The following is an 18,207-nucleotide window of genomic DNA, read 5'->3' as shown; positions in this document are numbered from 1 at the left end:
GTGTGTGGGTGGTTGGTTGAGTTTTGCGGTGGTGATAGTGGTGGGGAAACGCCCGGTTAACCGTTCCGATCCCGGTAGCTAAGCCCATGTCATGCTGATGGTACTGCAACTTGGTGGTTGTGGGAGAGTAAGTGACTGCCGCAATATTCTTTGGGGAGGGGATCCTGGTTCAACAATTGGTTGGACCAGGGTCCCCTCCCTTTTTGCATTCACGGAACGCTGACGGATTCGTTCTTCTTTCAGAGGTGAACGCTATCGTCCCTGCCTGCAGCGTCATGTCGTCAGCGACAGAGTCATGAAGACGCTGTGCGGATCCTTACGGTAGCTCCCGAAGGGATCGGTCTCGACGAATCCCGCCTTGCGATACAGGGCTCGGGCCGGCGCGAAGAACTCCATGCTCCCCGTCTCAAGTGACACCCGTTCGATCCCGCGCGAGCGCGCGTCACCGAGCGCATGCTCGAGGAGGCGGGATGCGACTCCCTTCCCACGATGCACCGGAGACGTCCGCATGCTCTTGATCTCCTCATGCCCGGACTCAAGTTCGGCCAGCGCGATCGTGCCGACGAGGAAGGGCTCATCGTGTGCCGCCCACAGGCGGACACCGGGGTTCTGCAGACCGCTCGCATCGAGGGCATGCCGTGATCCCTCCGGGGCCGTCGGGGACATATCGGCGAGGTGTTGCTGGAGGAAATCGAGGAGGGCCGGATCGGAGAAGTCGGCCGGAGCGATCGTGATCATGGCTTCATTCAACGGTCCCACCGCCCCGCGGTCAATCTGTGGGGAACTCGATCCCGTCCATTCCATTCCTCCGCCCCTGGGACGTGGTGGGGTTTTCCCACCCTCGGTCGGTGTGGATTCCGGATGGAGGGGACCGCCCCGGCGCGCATAGCCTGAAGCCATGCGCAATGACACAGCACCCACTCAGGCCCAACCGGATGCCGACGATGCGGCGCCACGACGATCATCACGGACACGGTCCATCCTCTTCAGCGCACTCTGGGCGGCCCACTGGGTGCCCCGGATCTGGCTCGCAGGCTACCTGCTCATCTACGGATGGTCGAAGGTCTACCTCATCCAGATGGGCTCCGCGGACTTCTCCGACGCGCTCGTCCAATACGGTGAGATGAGCCCGATGGGCGTGCTCTGGCGGTTCATGGCGTTCTCTCCCACAGTCCAGGTGCTCGCCGGTCTCGCCGAGGTGCTCGCGGCGGTCCTCCTCCTCTTCCGCCGCACCGTGTGGCTCGGAGCGCTCCTCGCCGTCGTCGACATGTCCGTCGTCTTCCTTCTCAACCTCACCTTCGACGTCCCGGTCAAACAACTGTCGGGCATCATGGCGGTGGCCGGACTCGTGCTGCTGGCACCGAACCTCATCCGCCTCGGCCGGTTCCTGCTCGGGCTGCCCACCGGCAGGCCCGTCCATGGTCGGATCTCGTCGAACCGGATTTTCGTCGCCATCACGAGGTGGACGTCGCCCGCCCTGGCGCTGCTGCTCATCATCGGGTCGGGGGTGGCGTTCGGGCTCCGCGCGAACTGGGGTCAGCTCGACCCCGTGCCCGCGGTCGCCGGGGTCTACCGGGCGACGGACAGCGGCAGCCGCACCCTCAAGGGTGCTGAGATCAGCCAGGTCGCCTTCGGGCAGAACGCCGTCGACGGTCGAGCGCGTCTGAGCATCCGTTTCGTCGACGGCAGCTTCCAGGACGGCAGGTACACCGCGGGCAACGGCGGGTCCTTGTCCGACGAGAGCGGGCGGCTCGACGTCACCCTCTTCCCGAAGCTCGACGGCGATCAGGGGCTCGTCCGCGATCCGGTGCTCGAGACCACCCTCGACTACGCGATCGACTCCTCGGGGCAGGTGCGGCTGACCGGCGACGGACTCGACGTCACTCTCGTCACCGACCCCGAACGGCGCTACCTCTTCGACCGCGAATTCAGCTGGGAGCCGAGCGAGCCGATCAACCGGTGAGTGTCCGGCTCCGCGATGCTGCGCGCGCATGCCAGGAGCGACTGAGGCGCCGCACCACCCGGTGCGGCGCCTCGGTGTCGGCAGCGGGGCCGTGTTCAGCGACCGAAGAGCCGGGAGAACAGTCCCTTCTTCTTCCCCTTGGGTTCGTCCGTCGTGGAATCCGCCGCGGACCGCTCAGCGGCGCGCTCGTCCTGCTGGGCGTCCGGAGCAGCGGTCGGCGCTTCTGCCTCGGGGCGGTCGGACGGCGACGCGGTCTCGGCCGCAGGAGCAGCCTCCTCGGCGGGGGGCTCGCCGGCGGAGGGTCGCTGCGGCTCCGCGGACTCGCTGCGACGGTCGGCGACATCCTCGCCGACGCCCTGCGTCGTGGACGCTGTCGGAGCGCCTGCGCCAGTCGTCTGCGGAGTCTGCTCGTCCGCCGCGGCACCAGCAGAAGCCGCTGCTGCAGTGCCTGCCGAAGCCGCTGCTGCGAGGGAGCGGTCCGCGTCGGCGGCAGCTGCCCGTTCCGGGGACCCGGCCGCAGGCGCGCCGGCAGTGCTCGTCGGCTCCTGCGGCGCCGCCTCGGTGACGGTGATGCCGGTGATCCGGGAGAACTGGTCGGCCGCCTCGCCCTCGAGCGGGGCATGGACTTCGCAATTGGAGATGCGGCTCTGCTCATCGAAGCTGAGATCGGCGCTGCCGTCGGCGAAGAGCATGCGGACGCCGCCGTCGGGCAGAGCGGCCGTCGGAATCCCGCGCCGTTCGGTGTACGCCGTGAGCGCCGCCCGGTGATCGTCGACCGTCGTCTGCGTCAGCCCCTGCATGAGCGCCCGCACGGACGCCTTGACGGTGGGTTCGGGCAGGGCGAGGGCGGGGGAGTCGACGAGCACCCACACGGTCGTGCCGGCACCGGCGGCGGCCGGATAGTGCGCCCACTTGCCTGTCGCCTCCTTCGCCGCGAGCGTCAGCCGGAGGGCGAGCTCGTCGTCGAGGTCGATCTCCGGCGTGACGAGATCGCTGATGCCCTCCGCGGCACCGAACTTGCGCACCTCGTGGGCGAGGCCGACGACCGCCTCGGGGAACCCGTTGATGTTCTCCCAGCCCCACAGCCACGTGCCCTGCGAACTCGACTCGGAACCGACGAGGTGGGGACGGGTGCGCAGCGGCTGATCGCCCTCGACGTCGAAGGTGAGAGTCGGGTCTGCGGAGAAGTCCACCTCCCATGCGGCGCCGGCGATGACGCTGCCGAAGTGCGTCTGCATCTCGGTGGAGAGGAAGACGGCGCGATTGACGAGATCCTGCAGTGTTGTGCTCATGATTTCCAGCCTACGGGGACGTGTCGAAGATGCGAGGAGGCACGCGGAACCGGCGTCCGTGTCAGTGCCGCGTGGTCCACTGGATTCGAGAACAGTACCATGGCACGCTCTTCTCGAAGGAGGACGATCGATGTAGGATGGTTCGTTGCGCTCTTCCAACTCATGACGCCGTCATAACGGCTTCTCACCTCCAGGACGGACACTGTGGCACTTCTGCGCCTCACCTTGAAATACGCGAAATCCTATTGGCTCTTCATCGCCTTCGTCGTCATCCTCCAGCTGGCCTCGACGATCGCCGCTCTCTACCTGCCCAGCCTCAACGCCCGGATCATCGACGAAGGCGTCGCCGCCGGCAACACCGACTTCATCTGGTCGACGGGCATGACGATGCTCATCGTCTGCTTCGTCCAGGTCATCACCGCGGTCACCGCGATCTTCTTCGGCGCGCGCACCGCGATGGGCGTGGGCCGCGACATCCGCCGCGCGATCTACAGTCATGTCGACAGCCTCTCGACGCTCGAGGTGGGGAAGTTCGGCAGCGCGACCCTCATCACCCGCAACACCAATGACGTGCAGCAGGTGCAGATGCTCGTGCTCATGACGCTCAACTTCATGGTCTCGACCCCGATCATGTGCATCGGCGGCATCATCATGGCCCTGCGCGAGGATGCGGGGCTATCCTGGCTCGTCTGGGTCTCCGTGCCGACCCTCTTCATCGTCGTCGGCATCCTCGTCGTCCTCCTCATGCCGCTCTTCCGCCGCATGCAGGATCAGGTCGACGACATCAACGGCGTCCTCCGTGAGCAGATCACCGGCATCCGCGTCATCCGCGCCTTCGTCCGGGAGCCCTTCGAAGCCGACCGGTACGCCGACGCGAACCGCGCCCTGACCGAGACCTCCGTCAAGGTCGGCAACCTCTTCGTCCTCATGTTCCCGGCGATCATGATGATCCTCCACATCGCCACCGCCGCCGTGCTCTGGTTCGGCGGCCACCGCGTCGATGCGGGGCAGATGGAGGTCGGCTCGCTCACCGCGTTCCTCCAGTACCTCCTCCAGATCCTCGTCGCCGTGATGATGGGCGTGTTCATGATGATGATGATCCCGCGCGCCGTCGTCTGCGCCGAACGCATCTGCGAAGTCCTCGAGACCACCTCGTCGATGGTCGTCCCCGACGGCGTCGACGAACTCCCGCGCCGAGGCGAGCTGGAGTTCCGGAACGTCACCTTCGGCTATCCCGGAGCCGAGGTCCCCGTCCTCGAGGACCTCTCATTCACGGCACGGCCGGGTACGACGACGGCGATCATCGGGTCGACCGGATCCGGCAAGTCGACGATCGTCGGACTCATCCCGCGCCTCATCGACCCGCAGTCGGGGCAGGTGCTCATCGACGGGACTCCGGTCAGCGCCTTCAACCGTCACCAGCTCGCCGAGGTCGTCGGCCTCGTGCCGCAGAAGCCGTACCTGTTCTCCGGCACGATCGCCTCGAACCTGCGCTTCGGCAGCGAGCACGCCGACGACGCGCAGCTGTGGGAGGCGCTGGAGACCGCGCAGGCCGCGGACTTCGTCGCCGAGAAGCCGGGTGGGCTCGACGAGAGCGTGTCCCAGGGCGGCACGAACTTCTCCGGCGGACAGCGGCAGCGCCTCTGCATCGCCCGCGCGCTCGCTGCGAAACCGCTCGTCTACGTCTTCGACGATTCGTTCTCCGCGCTCGACGTCGCCACCGATGCCCGACTGCGCGACGCCCTGGCCGAGACGACGGGGGAGGCGACGGTCATCGTCGTCGCCCAGCGCGTCTCGACGATCCGCGACGCCGACCAGATCCTCGTCCTCGACGACGGGAAGATCGTCGGCCGGGGCACCCACGACGAACTGCTCGAGACGAACTCGACCTATCAGGAGATCGTCGAATCCCAACTGACCGCGGAAGGAGTGAACTGACATGGCGAAGAAGGATCCGACGACCGCAGAGACCTCAGGCACGACCGCTGCCGCCACCGCCGAGGCCGAACTCGCCGAGGACTTCATTCCCTCCGAAGCCGACGGAGACATGTTCGGCGGCACCCCGCCGCGGAAGGCCAAGCACTTCTGGCCCTCGGTCAAGCGCCTCTTCGGACTCATGGCCGAGGAGAAGGCCGGACTCGTCAAGGTCGTCCTCCTCGTCGTCGGCTCGGTCGTCCTCACCGTCATCGCCCCGAAGGTGCTCGGCAAGGCGATGGACGTCGTCTACTCCGGAGTCATCGGCGCCCAGCTGCCGGCGGGCGCGAACATCGAGGACATCATCGCCGGCGCCCGTGCCGAAGGCCGCGACGACTACGCCGACATGCTCGCGACTGCCGGTGTCGTCCCCGGTCAGGGCATCGACTTCACGGCGCTCGGGCAGATCATCATCATCGTCCTCCTCATGTACCTCGTCGCCTCGATGCTCATGTGGGCGCAGGGCTACATCCTCAACGCCCTCGTCATGCGCGTCGTTTACCGCCTCCGTGAGGACATCGAGCGCAAGATCAACCGGCTCCCGCTGCGGTACTTCGACACTCGCCAGCGCGGCGATGTCATGTCGCGGGTGACGAACGACGTCGACAACATCCAGCAGGCCCTCCAGCAGGCGTTCTCCCAACTCGTCCAATCCGCGCTGACGATCGTCGGCATCGGCGTGATGATGTTCATCGTCTCGTGGCAGCTCGCGCTGCTCGCCCTCATCGCCCTGCCGCTGTCGGCGATCATCGCCGGTGTCATCGGCTCCCAGGCGCAGAAGAAGTTCAAAGCGCAGTGGAAGTACACCGGTGAGGTCAACGGCCACGTCGAGGAGTCGTTCTCGGGGCTCGACGTCGTGCGGGCCTTCGGTCGTGACAAGGTCATGCTCGACGAGTTCGACCGCCGCAACGAAGAGCTCTACGCCGCATCCTCGGGGGCGCAGTTCGTCTCCGGGATGATCATGCCCTCGATGCAGTTCGTGTCGTACCTCAGCTACGTCCTCATCGCCGTCGCCGGCGGCCTGCGGGTGGCCTCGGGGCAGATGACACTCGGCGACGCCACGGCGTTCATCCAGTACTCGCGGGAGTTCTCGCAGCCGATCTCGGAGATGGCCGGAGTGGCGAACATGCTCCAATCCGGTGTTGCCTCGGCCGAGCGCACGTTCGAACTCCTCGACGCCGACGAGGAGGAGCCCGACGAGGCGACGGCCGCCCTGCCTCCGCGGACTCCCGGACGGGTCGACTTCTCGCATGTCAGCTTCCGCTACACCGCGGAGACCCCGCTCATCGAGGATGTCTCCTTCACCGCCGACCCCGGCCACACGGTCGCGATCGTCGGTCCCACGGGTGCCGGCAAGACGACGCTGGTCAACCTCGTCATGCGCTTCTACGAGCTCACCGGCGGGACGATCTACCTCGACGGGATCGACATCCGCGACCTCACCCGTGCCGACCTCCGGTCGCACGTGGGCATGGTGCTCCAGGATGCGTGGCTGTTCGAGGGCTCGATCCGCGAGAACATCCGGTACGGACGACTCGACGCCACCGACGAGGAGGTCATCGACGCCGCGAAGGCGACGATGGTCGACCGCTTCGTCCGTCAGCTGCCCGATGGCTACGACACCGTCATCGACGCCGACGGCGGCAGCGTCTCCGCCGGTGAGCGCCAGCTCATCACGATCGCCCGGGCGTTCCTCGCCGATCCCTCGCTGCTCATCCTCGACGAGGCGACCTCGTCGGTGGACACCCGCACCGAGCTGCTCGTGCAGCAGGCGATGGCCGCCCTGCGCACCGACCGGACGTCGTTCGTCATCGCACACCGGCTCTCGACGATCCGCGATGCCGACACCATCCTCGTCATGGAGAACGGTGCGATCGTCGAACACGGCAACCACGAGGAGCTCCTCGCCGCAGAGGGCGCGTACTACCGCCTCTACATGTCGCAGTTCCGAGGTGAGGACGCCGAGGAGCACTTCACCGCCGAGGTCCTCGCCGAGGCGGAGACCGAGCCGGGGATCGCCGCCGATGCTGCGGCGCTGGCTGAGGACGCCGGCGACGCCGCAGTGGCCGAGGAGGCTGCCGCTGGTCCGGAGGAGGCTGCCGCCGGGGCGCGGGAGTCTGCCGAGGTCAGGGATGAGCCCGGTGCGCGCAACGACGCGTCGACCGACGGGGGCGGTCGCTCAGAGGCCCAGCCGCCGCTCGGCGGGAGGGGAACGGACTGACCGACCCGCGGCGCTGACGACCGCTGAAGGCCCCCGAGGGACACGCTCGGGGGCCTTCGCCGTCCCCGACCAGCGGAGCGGCAGGCCTCGGCCCGTGAGTGCGCACACCCACTCCGCGGTGCGCATGTCAACAGGTTCACGTGGTAACGATTTTCGGGCTTCGACGGCGGGGTCTGCCGAATCGTGATGTCGGCATGGCGGCCTGTGCGATGTCCCCGGATCGTTCGACACCGACTGTCCGACGTCCTTCGGACCGACCGGAGAATCCGGCGCCACCTGGGACACCGGGTTGCCGGCGTGCGAACGGCGCCGAGGTCCGCGACGGACCCCACCGTGCGCGCCCATCATCCGAACAGTGACGAAACGATAACAGGATGCCGTGACCTGCATCACAGAATCGTCATGAACTCAATGTTCATAAGTCCCCAGTCGCGGCGCACAGACGTAGTGTCCTCGACAAGCAGCCACGAGCACCGTGGCAGCTCCAGGCCCCGCTGGAAGGACGATCATGAAACGCCTCATCCTCGCGACGACGGTGGCACTCGCCGTCGCCACCATGGGCTCCCTGCCGGCCGCCGCCTCCGTGGCAGCGGACGGAGCAGCGGGGCAGACGACTCTCATGGCGATGCCGGATCCCGACGGCAGCGCTGACGGCGGAACCCCGCCCGGCGACACCACGGACACCGGCACCGACACCGGTACGGACACCGGCACCGATGACTCCACGTCGCAGGGAACCGACGACTCCTCCGGCGGTGACATGAGCACCGCCGACACCTCGGGCAGCGACGACTCCACCGGCAGCGATGATTCGTCCGGTGCGACGGACGAAGCCGCGACCGATGGCTCCACCGATCCCTCGACCCCCGCCGAAGCGGACGTCGAAGGCACCCCCACCGAGACCCCGACGGAATCCCCCACAGATGAGCCGATCGACGCCACCATGTACCTCGAGTCCGATGAGGTCACCGTGTCGGACCTCAGCGACCCCGACAAAGGCATTCGCTTCTTCGTCGACGGTGTCCTCGAAGGAGATGGCATCGGATGGGGCGACGGCGACGGCAGTCACGCAACCGTGGACGCCGACGGTTCATTCACCGGTGTGTACTACACCGAGGCCGCGTACGAGCCCGGCGACACCGTCACGGTGACCGTCAGCGTTCAGCGCGGCGACCAGAACGAGACGTATTCGGCCAGCGCCACCGTCGTCGGTGACGAGACCGAGCCGCCGCCATCGGGCACGACTCTCGACATCACCCCGGGTTCGCAGCAGGTCTCCGACTTCCTCACCAGTGGTGTGACCGTGATGATGTCCGGCTGCCGGATGGATTCCGACGTCAACATCATGATCACCACCGCCTACGACCCGGATACCGTGGTCTTCGAAGCGAGCCAGGAAGCCGGCGAGGACACCGCCGCCGTGGTGACCTGGGTTCCCGAGGTCGGCGATACCGACCCGGACGCGTTCATCGGCCAGTACCTCGTCACGGCCGATTGCGGTGACATGTTCCAGGAGGGCACGTTCACGGTCACCGCGGACGGCGATGAGACCCTTGAGCCCACCCTCTCGGTCTGGCCGGAGACGATCTCCGGCGCCGACTTCGTCAACCGCGACAAGGGCGTGACGATGGCGGTCGTCGACTGCCTGGTCGCCGATGAGGTCCGCTTCCAGGTCTGGAACAGCAGCGACGTCCTCCTCTACGACCGGACGGCCCCGGCCGACGGCGGAGATGTCGCCGCGGTGCAGACCTACGGTTTGGAGAACGATCCCGCGGCGTACGTCGGGAAGTACACCGTCCAAGCCACCTGCGGCGACTACGTCATGAACAGCGGGTTCACGGTCACCGGCTCCGGTGGCGGTGGCGGCGGCGGTAACGGCGGGGGAGGTTCCGGCGGCGGCAACAACGGGTCGATGCCCCGCACCGGTGCAGAACTCACCGGTCTCGGCGCCGGCGCCATCCTCATCCTCGCAGGAGCGGGAGCGGTCCTCTTCGCCCGCCGCCGCGGACAGCTGAAGGGATGACAGAACTCCCGTCAGGTCGGTGACTCGTCCCGGCCGGACGGCGAAACGAGATCGGTCCCGGTCCCCGAGGTTGAGTCGGGGAACCGGGACCGATTCGCGTGTCTGCGCTCAGCGGGACGCGAGCAGAGTGCGCACGGCTGACGAGAAGAATCCCTGCCCGTCGACACCGGTGCTCGCGGGGCCGTAGCCGGCCTCGACAGCGTGCTCGGGGTGAGGCATGAGTCCGACGACGTTGCCCGCCTCATTCGTGATGCCGGCGATGTCGCGCAGCGAGCCGTTGGGGTTGAGACCCTGGTAGCGGAAGACGACGCGACCGGTCGTCTCGAGCTCGTCGAGCACCTCGTCGGTGGCAACGTAGCCGCCCTCGCCGTTCTTCAGCGGAATCGTGATCGTCTGGCCCTGCTCGTAGTCACCGGTCCACGCGGTGTCCGCGTTCTCCACGAGGAGATCCTGGTCGCGGCAGACGAAGTGCTGGTCCTCGTTGCGGATGAGCGCCCCGGGCAGCAGATGGGACTCGCAGAGGACCTGGAAGCCGTTGCAGATGCCGAGCACCGGCATCCCGGCGTTCGCGGCCGCGACGACGGCGTCCATGATCGGGGCGAAGCGGGCGATCGCCCCGGCCCGCAGGTAGTCCCCATAGGAGAACCCGCCGGGCAGGATGACCGCATCGACGCCGGAGAGCGTGGAGTCAGCGTGCCAGAGATTGACCGCCGAGGCGCCCGCGAGGGTGACAGCGCGGGCCGCGTCACGGTCGTCGAGGGTGCCGGGGAACGTGACGACGCCGATTCTCGGACCGGACGCCGACGCCGTCGCGGAGTCGGTTGCGGCGGTGGCCGTCATCAGGCGTCCTCGGCGACGCGGACGGCGACGACGTTCTCGATGACGGGGTTCGACAGGAGAGTCTCGGCGGCTTCGCGCGCCTGGGCGAGCACCTCGTCGGTGGCTTCTCCCTCGACCTCGAGTTCGAAGCGCTTGCCCTGCCTGACCTCACCGAAACCGGGGAACCCCAGTCGAGCGAGACCACCGGAGATCGCTTTGCCCTGCGGGTCGAGGATCTCGGGCTTGGGCATCACTTCAACGACGACACGTGCCATGCGTGTTTGACTCCTTCACAACGGGGCGCGGGAGCTCCTCCCGCGCTCGGGAAAAGTCTATCAAGCGCGCAGAGGAGCCCGGCCCGGCGGCTCAGGAGTCGAAGCCCATGCCGACGGCGTCGAGGACCTTGAGCAGCGGACCGCGCCGGCCCTGGTTCTCATCGGCCTTGATGAGAGCGTTCGTCGTCATCCTGATGCCGAGCCATGCCACCGGTTCGGGCGGGAACGGCAGCGGCCGCTTGCGCACCATCTCCAGCTGCGTCAGCTCGGTCTCCTCACCGGAGAGCAGGTCGAGCATGACGGTGCCGGCGAACCGTGAGGCGCCGACGCCGAGGCCGGTGAACCCGGCCGCCATCGCGACCTTCCGGTCATAGGCGGTGACGAAGAACGCGAAGAACCGGGAGCACGTGTCGATGGCCCCACCCCATTTGTGGGTGAACTTCACGTCCGCCAGCTGCGGGAACGTCTCGTAGAAGTGCCGGGCGAGGGTTTCGAAGGTCGCCTGGTTCTGGTCGTACTTCCACGACACCTGCCGCCCGTAGTGGTAGACGGCGTCCCAGCCGCCGAAGAGGATGCGGTTGTCGGCCGTGAGTCGGTAGTAGTGGAAGCGGTTCGCGCAGTCGCCGATGCCCTGCCGGCCCTCCCAGCCGATCGCCGCCATCTGGTCGTCGCTGAGGGGTTCCGTCATCAGCGCATAGTCGTAGACGGGCACGGTGCGGAGGCTCGCCCGCTTGAGGAGGGAGGGGAAGACGTTCGTCGCCAGTGCCACCCGCTGCGCCGTGATCGTCGCCGCCCCGGCTGCCGTGGCGGCACCGGAGACCGGTTCGGTGCTCACCGCGACCGTCTGCTTCCGGTCGCTGACGTCGGTGACCTTCGTGCCCTCGTAGACCTCGACGCCGAGGTCCCGGATGACGCGCAGCAGCTCCCAGCACAGCTTCGCCGGGTTGAGCATCGCGACCTCCTGTGAGTCCCACAGCGCGCCCTTGTACGTCGGGGACTTCACGACCGTCGCGAGCTCCTCCTGGGTGAGGAAGACGAACCCGGCGTCGGGGTCGTGGGCCTCCCGCAGGCCGGGGACCTGGTAGTCCTCGGTCGCGACGTCGAGCTCGCCGGTGCGTTCGAACTCGCAGTCCATGCCGTAGCGGGAGACGGCGGCCTCGATCGCGTCGAGGTTCTCCCGGCCGAGGGCTGCCAGGCGCTCGTTCTCCGCCGGCAGATGCGACTCCCCGTTGTCGTAGCCGTGGGTGAGGCTGGCGGCGCAGAACCCGCCGTTGCGGCCCGAGGCCGCCCAGCCGACGGTGTTCGCCTCGAGGAGGACGACGTGCCGGTCGGGGTCGCGCTCCTTCGCCTGCAGGGCGGTCCACAGCCCGGTGAACCCGCCGCCGACGACGACGAGATCGGCCTCGAGATCCCGCGCCAGCGGCGGCAGCGGCTGCGGCCGGGCGTCGGTGTCGAGCCAGAACGGAACGGTGGAGGCGTCGGCCAATGCGGCTTTGACGTCCATGTCACTTCGCTTTCTGCCTTGCGGCATCGCTTCTGCCTGCCGACGGTCGGTCCGCCGGACGGCACTGGTGGTGCTGGTACTGGTGGTGCTGGTGGTAGGGGTGCTGGAACTGATCGTCGACGGCGGGGATGCGCACCGCCTCGGCGCTCATCCTGCCATGGTCTTGATGATCTCCGTCGAACTGCCGCCGGCCTTGCGGAGGACGAAGGCGACGAATGCCAGGGCGGCGAGGGTGAGTAGGAACATCACCGTCGAGATCGCCGCGACCTCGGGGCGCAGTGCGACTCGGACGGCGGAGAAGATGTAGACCGGCCACGGGGTGTAGCCGGGCTGCTGCACGAAGCTCGAGAGGATGGTGTTGTCGAGACTGACGGTGAACGACATGAGGGCTCCGGCGAGGATGCCCGGCGCGGCGATCGGCAGGGTGATGTCCCGGAACTGCCGCCACGGGCTCGCGCCGAGGTCCGCCGCGGCGTCCTCGAGTTCGGAGTCGATGCCCGCGAGCCGGGCGCGGACGATGAAGGTGACGATCGCCATGGAGAACATCGCGTGGGAGATGATGAGGCGCACGAGGCCGTTGTTGAGCGGTGTCAGCCCCCAGTCGACGCCGAGGGTGACGAACCACGGCAGGAACGAGATGCCGTCGACGATCTCCGGAGTGACAAGGGTCAGGGCGAGGACGCCGGTGAGCCCGAGCGCCCACCAGGCGCCCTTCGGCGCGCGGGCGAGTGCCACCCCTCCGAGGGTGCCGAAGACCGTCGAGACGATTGCAGCGCCGACGGCGGCCTGGAGGCTGGTCACGACCGAGGAGATGATGATGTCGTTGTTGAGGCCGGCGATGTAGGCGTCGAGCCCGAAGCCGCGGAAGTTCGCGAGCACCCTGCCGGTGTTGAACGAGTACGCGATGATGACGGCGATCGGAATGAACAGGTAGATGAAGACGAGGATGCCCCAGACATGGAGGCCGATGTCAGTGGGTGTCCTCCTGGCGAACGTGTTCTTCTTCGACATGTCAGACCTTCCCGTCCGTCAGCGGCACACTGCCCAGCCGCGCCGCGATCCTCTGTCCCACCCAGAGCAGGGCGAAGCCCAGACCGACGACGGCGAGGGTGGCGATGATGAGGATCATCGCCATCGCCGCTCCGAGCGCCCAGTTCTGGGCCGTGTTGAATTGGTTGGCGATGAGCTGCCCGATCATCGACCCGCTCGCTCCGCCGAGGACGGTGGCGGTGACGTAGTCGCCGTTGAGCGGAATGAAGACCAGCAGACATCCGGAGACGATGCCAGGCATCGCCATGGGCAGGGTGACCCGGAGGAACGTCGTCACCTTGCCGGCGCCGAGGTCGTAGCTGGCTTCCCGCAGCTTCTTTCCCGAGGCGTCGATGGCGACGAACAGCGGGAGGATCATCAGCGGCAGGTAGTTGTAGACGACGCCGATCTGAACCGCCGCGCGAGTGTAGAGGATGTCGAGGGGCGCATCGAGAAGACCGATGCCCTGCATCCACTGCGAGAGGAAGCCGTCCGGGGAGAGCATGATCTGCCAGCCCAGGGTGCGGACGAGGAAGTTCGTCCAGAAAGGGACCATGACGAGGGCGAGGGCCAGTGACCGGTGGGCGGGGGAGACCTTGATCGCCAGCCAGTATGCGAAGGGCAGTGCGATGAGCAGGCACAGCAGCGTGCCGAGGATTGAGATCCGCAGGGTCGCGAAGAACGTCGTGACGAAGCTCGCCGACAGAGCTTCGGGATAGCGGTCGAAGGAGAGCTGGTCAGTGGCGACTGCGGTGAACTGGTCGGGCTTGTAGCCGAAGCTGTAGAAGATGACCAAGGCGACAGGGATGATGAAGAAGAAGAGCGCGTACGCCCACGTCGGGAACGACATTGCAGAGGCGCCGAAGATGCGAGCGGAGAGCCGCCTGGTTCGTGACGCTGCCGTGCCGCCCTGCTCTGTTCCTCTGCGATCGGATGCCGCCTCGGCGGTGCCGTCGGTCAGCGGCTGGGAGGATGTGCTCATGCTCCGCTCCTTGCCTGTGCGTCGGCGTAGATCTGGGTTCTGATCTGATCTGCCGGGGTCTGCTTGCTCGGCTCCAGTCGGTCGAGGACCTCCTGGGTGGGGAAGATGAGGTCCTGTTCGCTGAGGTCGGCCTGCTTGGCCGCCTCCGCCAGACCCTTCGTCCCGATCGGATAGCCGATGTAGTCGAGCTGGTCGACTGCGGTCTCCGGGGAGATCATCTGGTTGATGAAGGCGTGCGCGGAGTCCGGGTGGGGTGCACCCGTGGCGATCGACCAGTTGTCCATCCACAGGTTTGCCGAAGGAGTGGGGAACACGAACTTCCAATCGTCGGGGTTCGGGACTTCCGACAGCCCCTGCCTGGCGTCGCCGTTGAACGCCTGGAGGAGAGTGAAGCTGCCCTGGATCATGCCGGTGGCGACATTGCCGATGTAGGCCTTCGTGTTCGGGGCGAGCTGGTCGACGACGATTGCCCGGGCCTCCTCGAGCTCGCTCTCGTCCTCGGTGTTGAGGCTGTATCCGAGGGCGGCAAGGGCGATCGCGCTGACTTCCCAGGGGTCTTCGAGCAGCGAGGTCGTGCCCGCGGCCTCCTGCTGCGCGGTGTCGATGAAGTCCTGCCAGCTGGTCAGGTCTCGCGGGATCGTCGTCGTGTCGTAGACGAATCCCGTCGTTCCCCATGCTTTGCAGATCGAGTACTCGTTCTCGGGATCGAAGTACTGGCGAGTGAAGTTCGGATCCATGTGGGCGAAGTTCGGGATGAGCGAGAGGTCGAGTCGCTGGAGCAGATTGTGGTTGAGCATCTGCGGGATGTTCGACCCCGTCGGGACGACGACGTCGTAGCCCGACGTGCCCCGGGACGTCGAGAGCTTAGCGATGAGCTCCTCGTTCGATCCGTACGAGTCGACCTGGACGAGGACGTCGTACTCATCCTTGAAGGCTTCGATGAGGTCGGGGTTGTCGTAGTCGCCCCAGGAGTAGAGGTTGAGCTTCGACTCGAGCTCACCGTCGACGGGAGGAGACGCCGCCATCTTCGTTGTCCTCCCGCACGCGCTCAGAGCCCCGAGGCCGACGACGCCGAACCCGGCGAGCACGGCACGCCGGCTCAGCCGCTTCGCCGCCGCCCGCGGCGCCAGGAAGTGCACATCGGGCATCTCAGGCACCGTCCTCTGCGCCGTAGACAGCTACGGCGTCGGCATCCCAGCTGAGATCGACCTCGGCGTCGGCGCCGAGGACCGGCTGGCCGGCTGCGGGAACCCGGGCAAGGATCTCGTCGTTGTCGCCGACGACGACCATGTACTGGACGACATCGCCGAGGAACGATGTCGACAGCACCCGTCCGCGCGCGGCATTCGGCCCCGGCACCTCACCGCGGGCCGGGGACACCCGCATCCGTTCGGGACGGATCGCCACCCGCACGCGGTCACCGACGTCGAGCTGCCGGGTCGTACCCGTCGCCGAGGCGGGGCGGGCCTCGCGCTGCGTCGTCTCCATCACCGTGTTCGCCGTGCGCAGCGTCGCGAATTCTCCGTCGAGGGAGGTCACCTCGGCGGGCACGAAGTTCTGCTTGCCGATGAAGCCGGCGACGAAGCCGTTGGCGGGGTCGGCGTAGATCTCCTCACCGGACCCGATCTGCTGAATGACGCCGTCGTACATGACGACGATGCGATCGCTCATCGCCAGGGCCTCCTCCTGATCGTGGGTGACGAAGACGAAGGTGGTGTCGAGCTTGGCATGCAGGCGTTTGAGCTCAAGCTGCATCTCTTCGCGCAGCTTCCGATCGAGGGCCGACATCGGTTCGTCGAGGAGGAGGACCTGGGGTCGGTTGACCAGTGCCCGTGCCAGAGCGATGCGCTGCTGCTGTCCTCCCGAGAGCTGTTCGGGCTTGCGGTCGGCGAACTCCTCCATCCGCACGAGGGAGAGCGCATCGCGAACGCGGTCGGCGATCTCAGCCTTCGGTGTCTTCGACTGCTTGAGGCCGTAGGCGATGTTGTCGGCGATGTTCATGTGGGGGAAGAGCAGATACGACTGGAACACGGTGTTGACGGGGCGTCGGTGCGGTGGCAACGCGACGATGTCCCGGCCGTCGAGGAGGATCTGCCCCGACGTCGGGGCTTCGAATCCGGCGATCATCCGCAGCAGTGTTGTCTTGCCGCAGCCCGATGGGCCGAGCAGCGAGAGGAACTCTCCCTGACGCACCCCGAGGTCGAGCTTCTCGATGGCGGTGTTGTCACCGAAGGTCTTCTTCACCCCGCGGATCTCGAGGTGGGAGATCTCGGTGGGTGACGGCGGAGCCGCCGTGGTGTCTGTGGCAGCGGTCATGATGGCCTTTCTTCAGGGGTGGGGGCTCTTCAGGGGTGGGGGCGCAGGCGACGATGCCGTCCGCGAGGTCGGCGGTCAGTGCTGGCTGGGGGACCCAGGCGCGCCGGTGATCCGGGCGGGCAGGATCGGCTGCCGGTGCCCGGGGTGTCCATCACGTCGTGAAGATCGTGTCCTGCCACGCGTGATGCGGATCCTCATGCTGGTCGACGAAGACGTGTTTGATCTGGGTGTACTCGTCGAACGAGTACTGGCTCATGTCCTTGCCGAACCCCGAGGCCTTGTACCCGCCGTGGGGCATGTCGGAGACGATGGGGATGTGCTCGTTGATCCACACGCAGCCGGCCTCGATGTCCGCGGCCGCCCGCAGGGTGCGGTTCGTCGACCGCGTCCACGCGCTCGCCGCGAGACCGTACGGGGTGTCGTTGGCCAGCGCGATCGCCTCGTCATCGGTGTCGAAGGGGACTGCGACGAGCACAGGTCCGAAGATCTCCTCGCGCCACACCTCGGCGTCGGTGCCGATGCCGGTGATGAGCGTCGGCGCGTAGTACGCGGTCGTCTCCGGGGTCCCGGGCAGATCCTCGCCGAGGTGGTTCGTCGTCGGGATCGTCCCGCCGGTGCGGATCGTCGCCCCATGGTCCCCGGCGCGGGCGACCATGGCGGCGACCCGGTCGCGGTGGGGGAGTGAGATGAGCGAGCCCATGTCCGTGGCCGGGTCGGCGGGATCGCCGAGGCGGACGCCGCCCATGAGCTCGACGACCCGGTCGGTGAACGCCTCGAAGTGCTCGGCGGCGACGATCGCCCGGGTCGCAGCGGTGCAGTCCTGCCCGGAGTTGATGAGCGAACCGGCCACGGCGCCGCGGGCGGCTGCCTCGATGTCGGCATCGGCGAAGACGACGAGCGGGGCCTTGCCGCCGAGCTCGAGGTGGACGCGGCTGCCCTTGGCGGCGGCGAGCTCCATGATCCGCCGGCCGACCGGTGTCGACCCGGTGAAGGAGGTCATGACGACGTCGGGGTGGGTGACGAGGGTTTCGCCCGCCTCCCGGCCGTCACCGGCGATGACGTTGATGACCCCGGGCGGGAAGCCCGCTGCGGTGGCCGCCTCGGCGAGGATGAGCGAGGTGCCCGGCGTCATCTCCGAGGTCTTGAGCACGATCGTGTTGCCCGCCGCCACGGCGGGCAGGATCTTCCATGCCGCCATCTGCAGCGGGTAGTTCCATGGGGCGATCGAGCCGATGACGCCGAGGGGCTCGCGGCGGATCATCGACGTCGACTGCTCCCAGTACGTGCCCGCCGACAGCCCGGTCAGCTGTCGGGCGGCTCCGGCGAAGAAGCGCGCGTTGTCGATCGAGCCCGGGACGTCGAATTCGGTGGCGAGGCGGATCGACTTGCCGGTCTGCTGCGATTCGAGCGCGGCGATCTCGTCACTGCGCTTCTCGAGTTCCTCGGCGAGGCGCAGCAGGAGCTCGGCGCGTTCGCCGGGCGTCAGCGCCTTGAAGCCGGGGTAGGCGGCTTTCGCCGCGGCGACGGCGTCGCGGACATCGGCGGCGTCGGCGAGTGCGTACTCGCCGGTCGTCTCACCGGTGGCGGGATTGGTGAGGGTGAACGGTGCTCCGCGTCCCTCGTGGTGTTCGCCGTTCCAGTAGTGCATGCATATCGATTCCCGCCTTGTGCGTGTCGACCCGATGCCGACGGAACGTGTGGCACGGATCACTGTTGCCGATCACTGTAACGGATTTCGATGGTGAGGTCTACTAGATCCGTTGTGCGAGACAAGGCGCCCGCTGTGAACAGTGACGGTCCGCGCCGAAC

Annotated in this window: 15 protein-coding genes and 1 rRNA gene; 5 read left to right on the top strand and 11 right to left on the bottom strand. The window is 67.3% G+C overall.

Going from position 1 to position 18,207, the window contains the following annotated elements:
- Nucleotides 1-24 precede the first annotated feature (24 nt).
- Nucleotides 25-144 (top strand): 5S ribosomal RNA (gene rrf / locus FJ887_RS15205).
- 129 nt (nt 145-273) lie between these two features.
- Here rrf and FJ887_RS15200 read toward each other — a convergent pair.
- Complete coding sequence (locus FJ887_RS15200; protein WP_137826823.1) at nt 274-738, bottom strand: GNAT family N-acetyltransferase; 465 nt, start codon at nt 736-738, stop codon at nt 274-276.
- Nucleotides 739-898: 160 nt separating this feature from the next.
- Between FJ887_RS15200 and FJ887_RS15195 the strand changes: the two genes are divergently transcribed.
- The gene (locus tag FJ887_RS15195; protein WP_249356908.1) at nt 899-1,963 is read left to right on the top strand and encodes a DoxX family protein; all 1,065 of its coding nucleotides are present in this window, start codon (nt 899-901) and stop codon (nt 1,961-1,963) included.
- Between the two features lie 95 nt (nt 1,964-2,058).
- Here FJ887_RS15195 and FJ887_RS15190 read toward each other — a convergent pair whose 3' ends face one another.
- Nucleotides 2,059-3,255: a DUF6882 domain-containing protein gene (locus FJ887_RS15190; protein WP_137826824.1), complete on the bottom strand. Its 1,197-nt coding sequence runs from the start codon at nt 3,253-3,255 to the stop codon at nt 2,059-2,061.
- Nucleotides 3,256-3,459: 204 nt separating this feature from the next.
- Here FJ887_RS15190 and FJ887_RS15185 point away from each other — a divergent pair, with 204 nt between their 5' ends.
- The 3 genes from FJ887_RS15185 (at nt 3,460) to FJ887_RS15175 (ending at nt 9,473) form a co-directional block, all read left to right on the top strand.
- On the top strand, nt 3,460-5,193 hold the full coding sequence (locus FJ887_RS15185; protein ID WP_137826825.1) for an ABC transporter ATP-binding protein: 1,734 nt from the start codon (nt 3,460-3,462) through the stop codon (nt 5,191-5,193).
- A gap of 1 nt (nt 5,194) precedes the next feature.
- Entirely contained in the window at nt 5,195-7,450 is a 2,256-nt protein-coding gene (locus tag FJ887_RS15180) for an ABC transporter ATP-binding protein (RefSeq protein WP_249356909.1), read from the top strand.
- Nucleotides 7,451-7,958: 508 nt separating this feature from the next.
- Nucleotides 7,959-9,473, top strand: a complete 1,515-nt coding sequence (locus tag FJ887_RS15175) for a hypothetical protein (RefSeq protein ID WP_137826826.1) — start codon at nt 7,959-7,961, stop codon at nt 9,471-9,473.
- 108 nt (nt 9,474-9,581) lie between these two features.
- Here the strand turns inward: FJ887_RS15175 and purQ are convergent, their stop codons facing one another.
- The 9 genes from purQ to FJ887_RS15130 form a co-directional block, all read right to left on the bottom strand.
- Entirely contained in the window at nt 9,582-10,313 is a 732-nt protein-coding gene (purQ, locus tag FJ887_RS15170) for a phosphoribosylformylglycinamidine synthase subunit PurQ (RefSeq protein ID WP_137826827.1), read from the bottom strand.
- Nucleotides 10,313-10,567, bottom strand: coding sequence for a phosphoribosylformylglycinamidine synthase subunit PurS (gene purS, locus FJ887_RS15165; protein ID WP_137826828.1), 255 nt, complete (start codon nt 10,565-10,567; stop codon nt 10,313-10,315). The genes purQ and purS overlap by 1 nt, the downstream gene beginning before the upstream one ends.
- A gap of 91 nt (nt 10,568-10,658) precedes the next feature.
- The gene (locus tag FJ887_RS15160) at nt 10,659-12,071 is read right to left on the bottom strand and encodes an NAD(P)/FAD-dependent oxidoreductase (RefSeq protein WP_137826829.1); all 1,413 of its coding nucleotides are present in this window, start codon (nt 12,069-12,071) and stop codon (nt 10,659-10,661) included.
- Between the two features lies 1 nt (nt 12,072).
- Nucleotides 12,073-12,222, bottom strand: a complete 150-nt coding sequence (locus tag FJ887_RS15155) for a hypothetical protein (protein ID WP_171007118.1) — start codon at nt 12,220-12,222, stop codon at nt 12,073-12,075.
- Nucleotides 12,219-13,082, bottom strand: a complete 864-nt coding sequence (locus FJ887_RS15150; protein WP_137826830.1) for an ABC transporter permease — start codon at nt 13,080-13,082, stop codon at nt 12,219-12,221. The genes FJ887_RS15155 and FJ887_RS15150 overlap by 4 nt, the downstream gene beginning before the upstream one ends.
- A 1-nt stretch (nt 13,083) precedes the next feature.
- Entirely contained in the window at nt 13,084-14,082 is a 999-nt protein-coding gene (locus tag FJ887_RS15145; protein WP_137826831.1) for an ABC transporter permease, read from the bottom strand.
- The gene (locus FJ887_RS15140; RefSeq protein WP_171007119.1) at nt 14,079-15,230 is read right to left on the bottom strand and encodes a polyamine ABC transporter substrate-binding protein; all 1,152 of its coding nucleotides are present in this window, start codon (nt 15,228-15,230) and stop codon (nt 14,079-14,081) included. The genes FJ887_RS15145 and FJ887_RS15140 overlap by 4 nt, the downstream gene beginning before the upstream one ends.
- Before the next feature lies 1 nt (nt 15,231).
- Nucleotides 15,232-16,398: an ABC transporter ATP-binding protein gene (locus FJ887_RS15135; protein ID WP_137826833.1), complete on the bottom strand. Its 1,167-nt coding sequence runs from the start codon at nt 16,396-16,398 to the stop codon at nt 15,232-15,234.
- 151 nt (nt 16,399-16,549) lie between these two features.
- Nucleotides 16,550-18,046 (bottom strand): aminobutyraldehyde dehydrogenase, encoded by a 1,497-nt coding sequence (locus FJ887_RS15130; RefSeq protein ID WP_137825834.1) that lies wholly within the window; start codon nt 18,044-18,046, stop codon nt 16,550-16,552.
- Between the last annotated feature and the right edge of the window lie 161 nt (nt 18,047-18,207).

Origin of the sequence: Brevibacterium sp. XM4083 (assembly GCF_006489205.2) — a bacterium.
Lineage (GTDB): Bacteria > Actinomycetota > Actinomycetes > Actinomycetales > Brevibacteriaceae > Brevibacterium.
The sequence above is the reverse complement of the archived record's forward strand: the minus strand, read 5'-3'. Positions and strand labels throughout refer to the sequence as shown.

Bases quoted from the DNA above. Each gene is read 5' to 3' on its own strand.
- FJ887_RS15135 (WP_137826833.1), bottom strand. From the start codon at position 16,398: ATGACCGCTGCCACAGACACCACGGCGGCTCCGCCGTCACCCACCGAG.
- FJ887_RS15130 (WP_137825834.1), bottom strand. From the start codon at position 18,046: ATGCACTACTGGAACGGCGAACACCACGAGGGACGCGGAGCACCGTTC.
- FJ887_RS15195 (WP_249356908.1), top strand. From the start codon at position 899: ATGCGCAATGACACAGCACCCACTCAGGCCCAACCGGATGCCGACGAT.
- FJ887_RS15160 (WP_137826829.1), bottom strand. From the start codon at position 12,071: ATGGACGTCAAAGCCGCATTGGCCGACGCCTCCACCGTTCCGTTCTGG.
- FJ887_RS15200 (WP_137826823.1), bottom strand. From the start codon at position 738: ATGATCACGATCGCTCCGGCCGACTTCTCCGATCCGGCCCTCCTCGAT.
- FJ887_RS15145 (WP_137826831.1), bottom strand. From the start codon at position 14,082: ATGAGCACATCCTCCCAGCCGCTGACCGACGGCACCGCCGAGGCGGCA.
- FJ887_RS15150 (WP_137826830.1), bottom strand. From the start codon at position 13,082: ATGTCGAAGAAGAACACGTTCGCCAGGAGGACACCCACTGACATCGGC.
- FJ887_RS15140 (WP_171007119.1), bottom strand. From the start codon at position 15,230: ATGCCCGATGTGCACTTCCTGGCGCCGCGGGCGGCGGCGAAGCGGCTG.
- FJ887_RS15190 (WP_137826824.1), bottom strand. From the start codon at position 3,255: ATGAGCACAACACTGCAGGATCTCGTCAATCGCGCCGTCTTCCTCTCC.
- FJ887_RS15175 (WP_137826826.1), top strand. From the start codon at position 7,959: ATGAAACGCCTCATCCTCGCGACGACGGTGGCACTCGCCGTCGCCACC.
- purQ (WP_137826827.1), bottom strand. From the start codon at position 10,313: ATGACGGCCACCGCCGCAACCGACTCCGCGACGGCGTCGGCGTCCGGT.
- FJ887_RS15180 (WP_249356909.1), top strand. From the start codon at position 5,195: ATGGCGAAGAAGGATCCGACGACCGCAGAGACCTCAGGCACGACCGCT.
- FJ887_RS15155 (WP_171007118.1), bottom strand. From the start codon at position 12,222: ATGAGCGCCGAGGCGGTGCGCATCCCCGCCGTCGACGATCAGTTCCAG.
- purS (WP_137826828.1), bottom strand. From the start codon at position 10,567: ATGGCACGTGTCGTCGTTGAAGTGATGCCCAAGCCCGAGATCCTCGAC.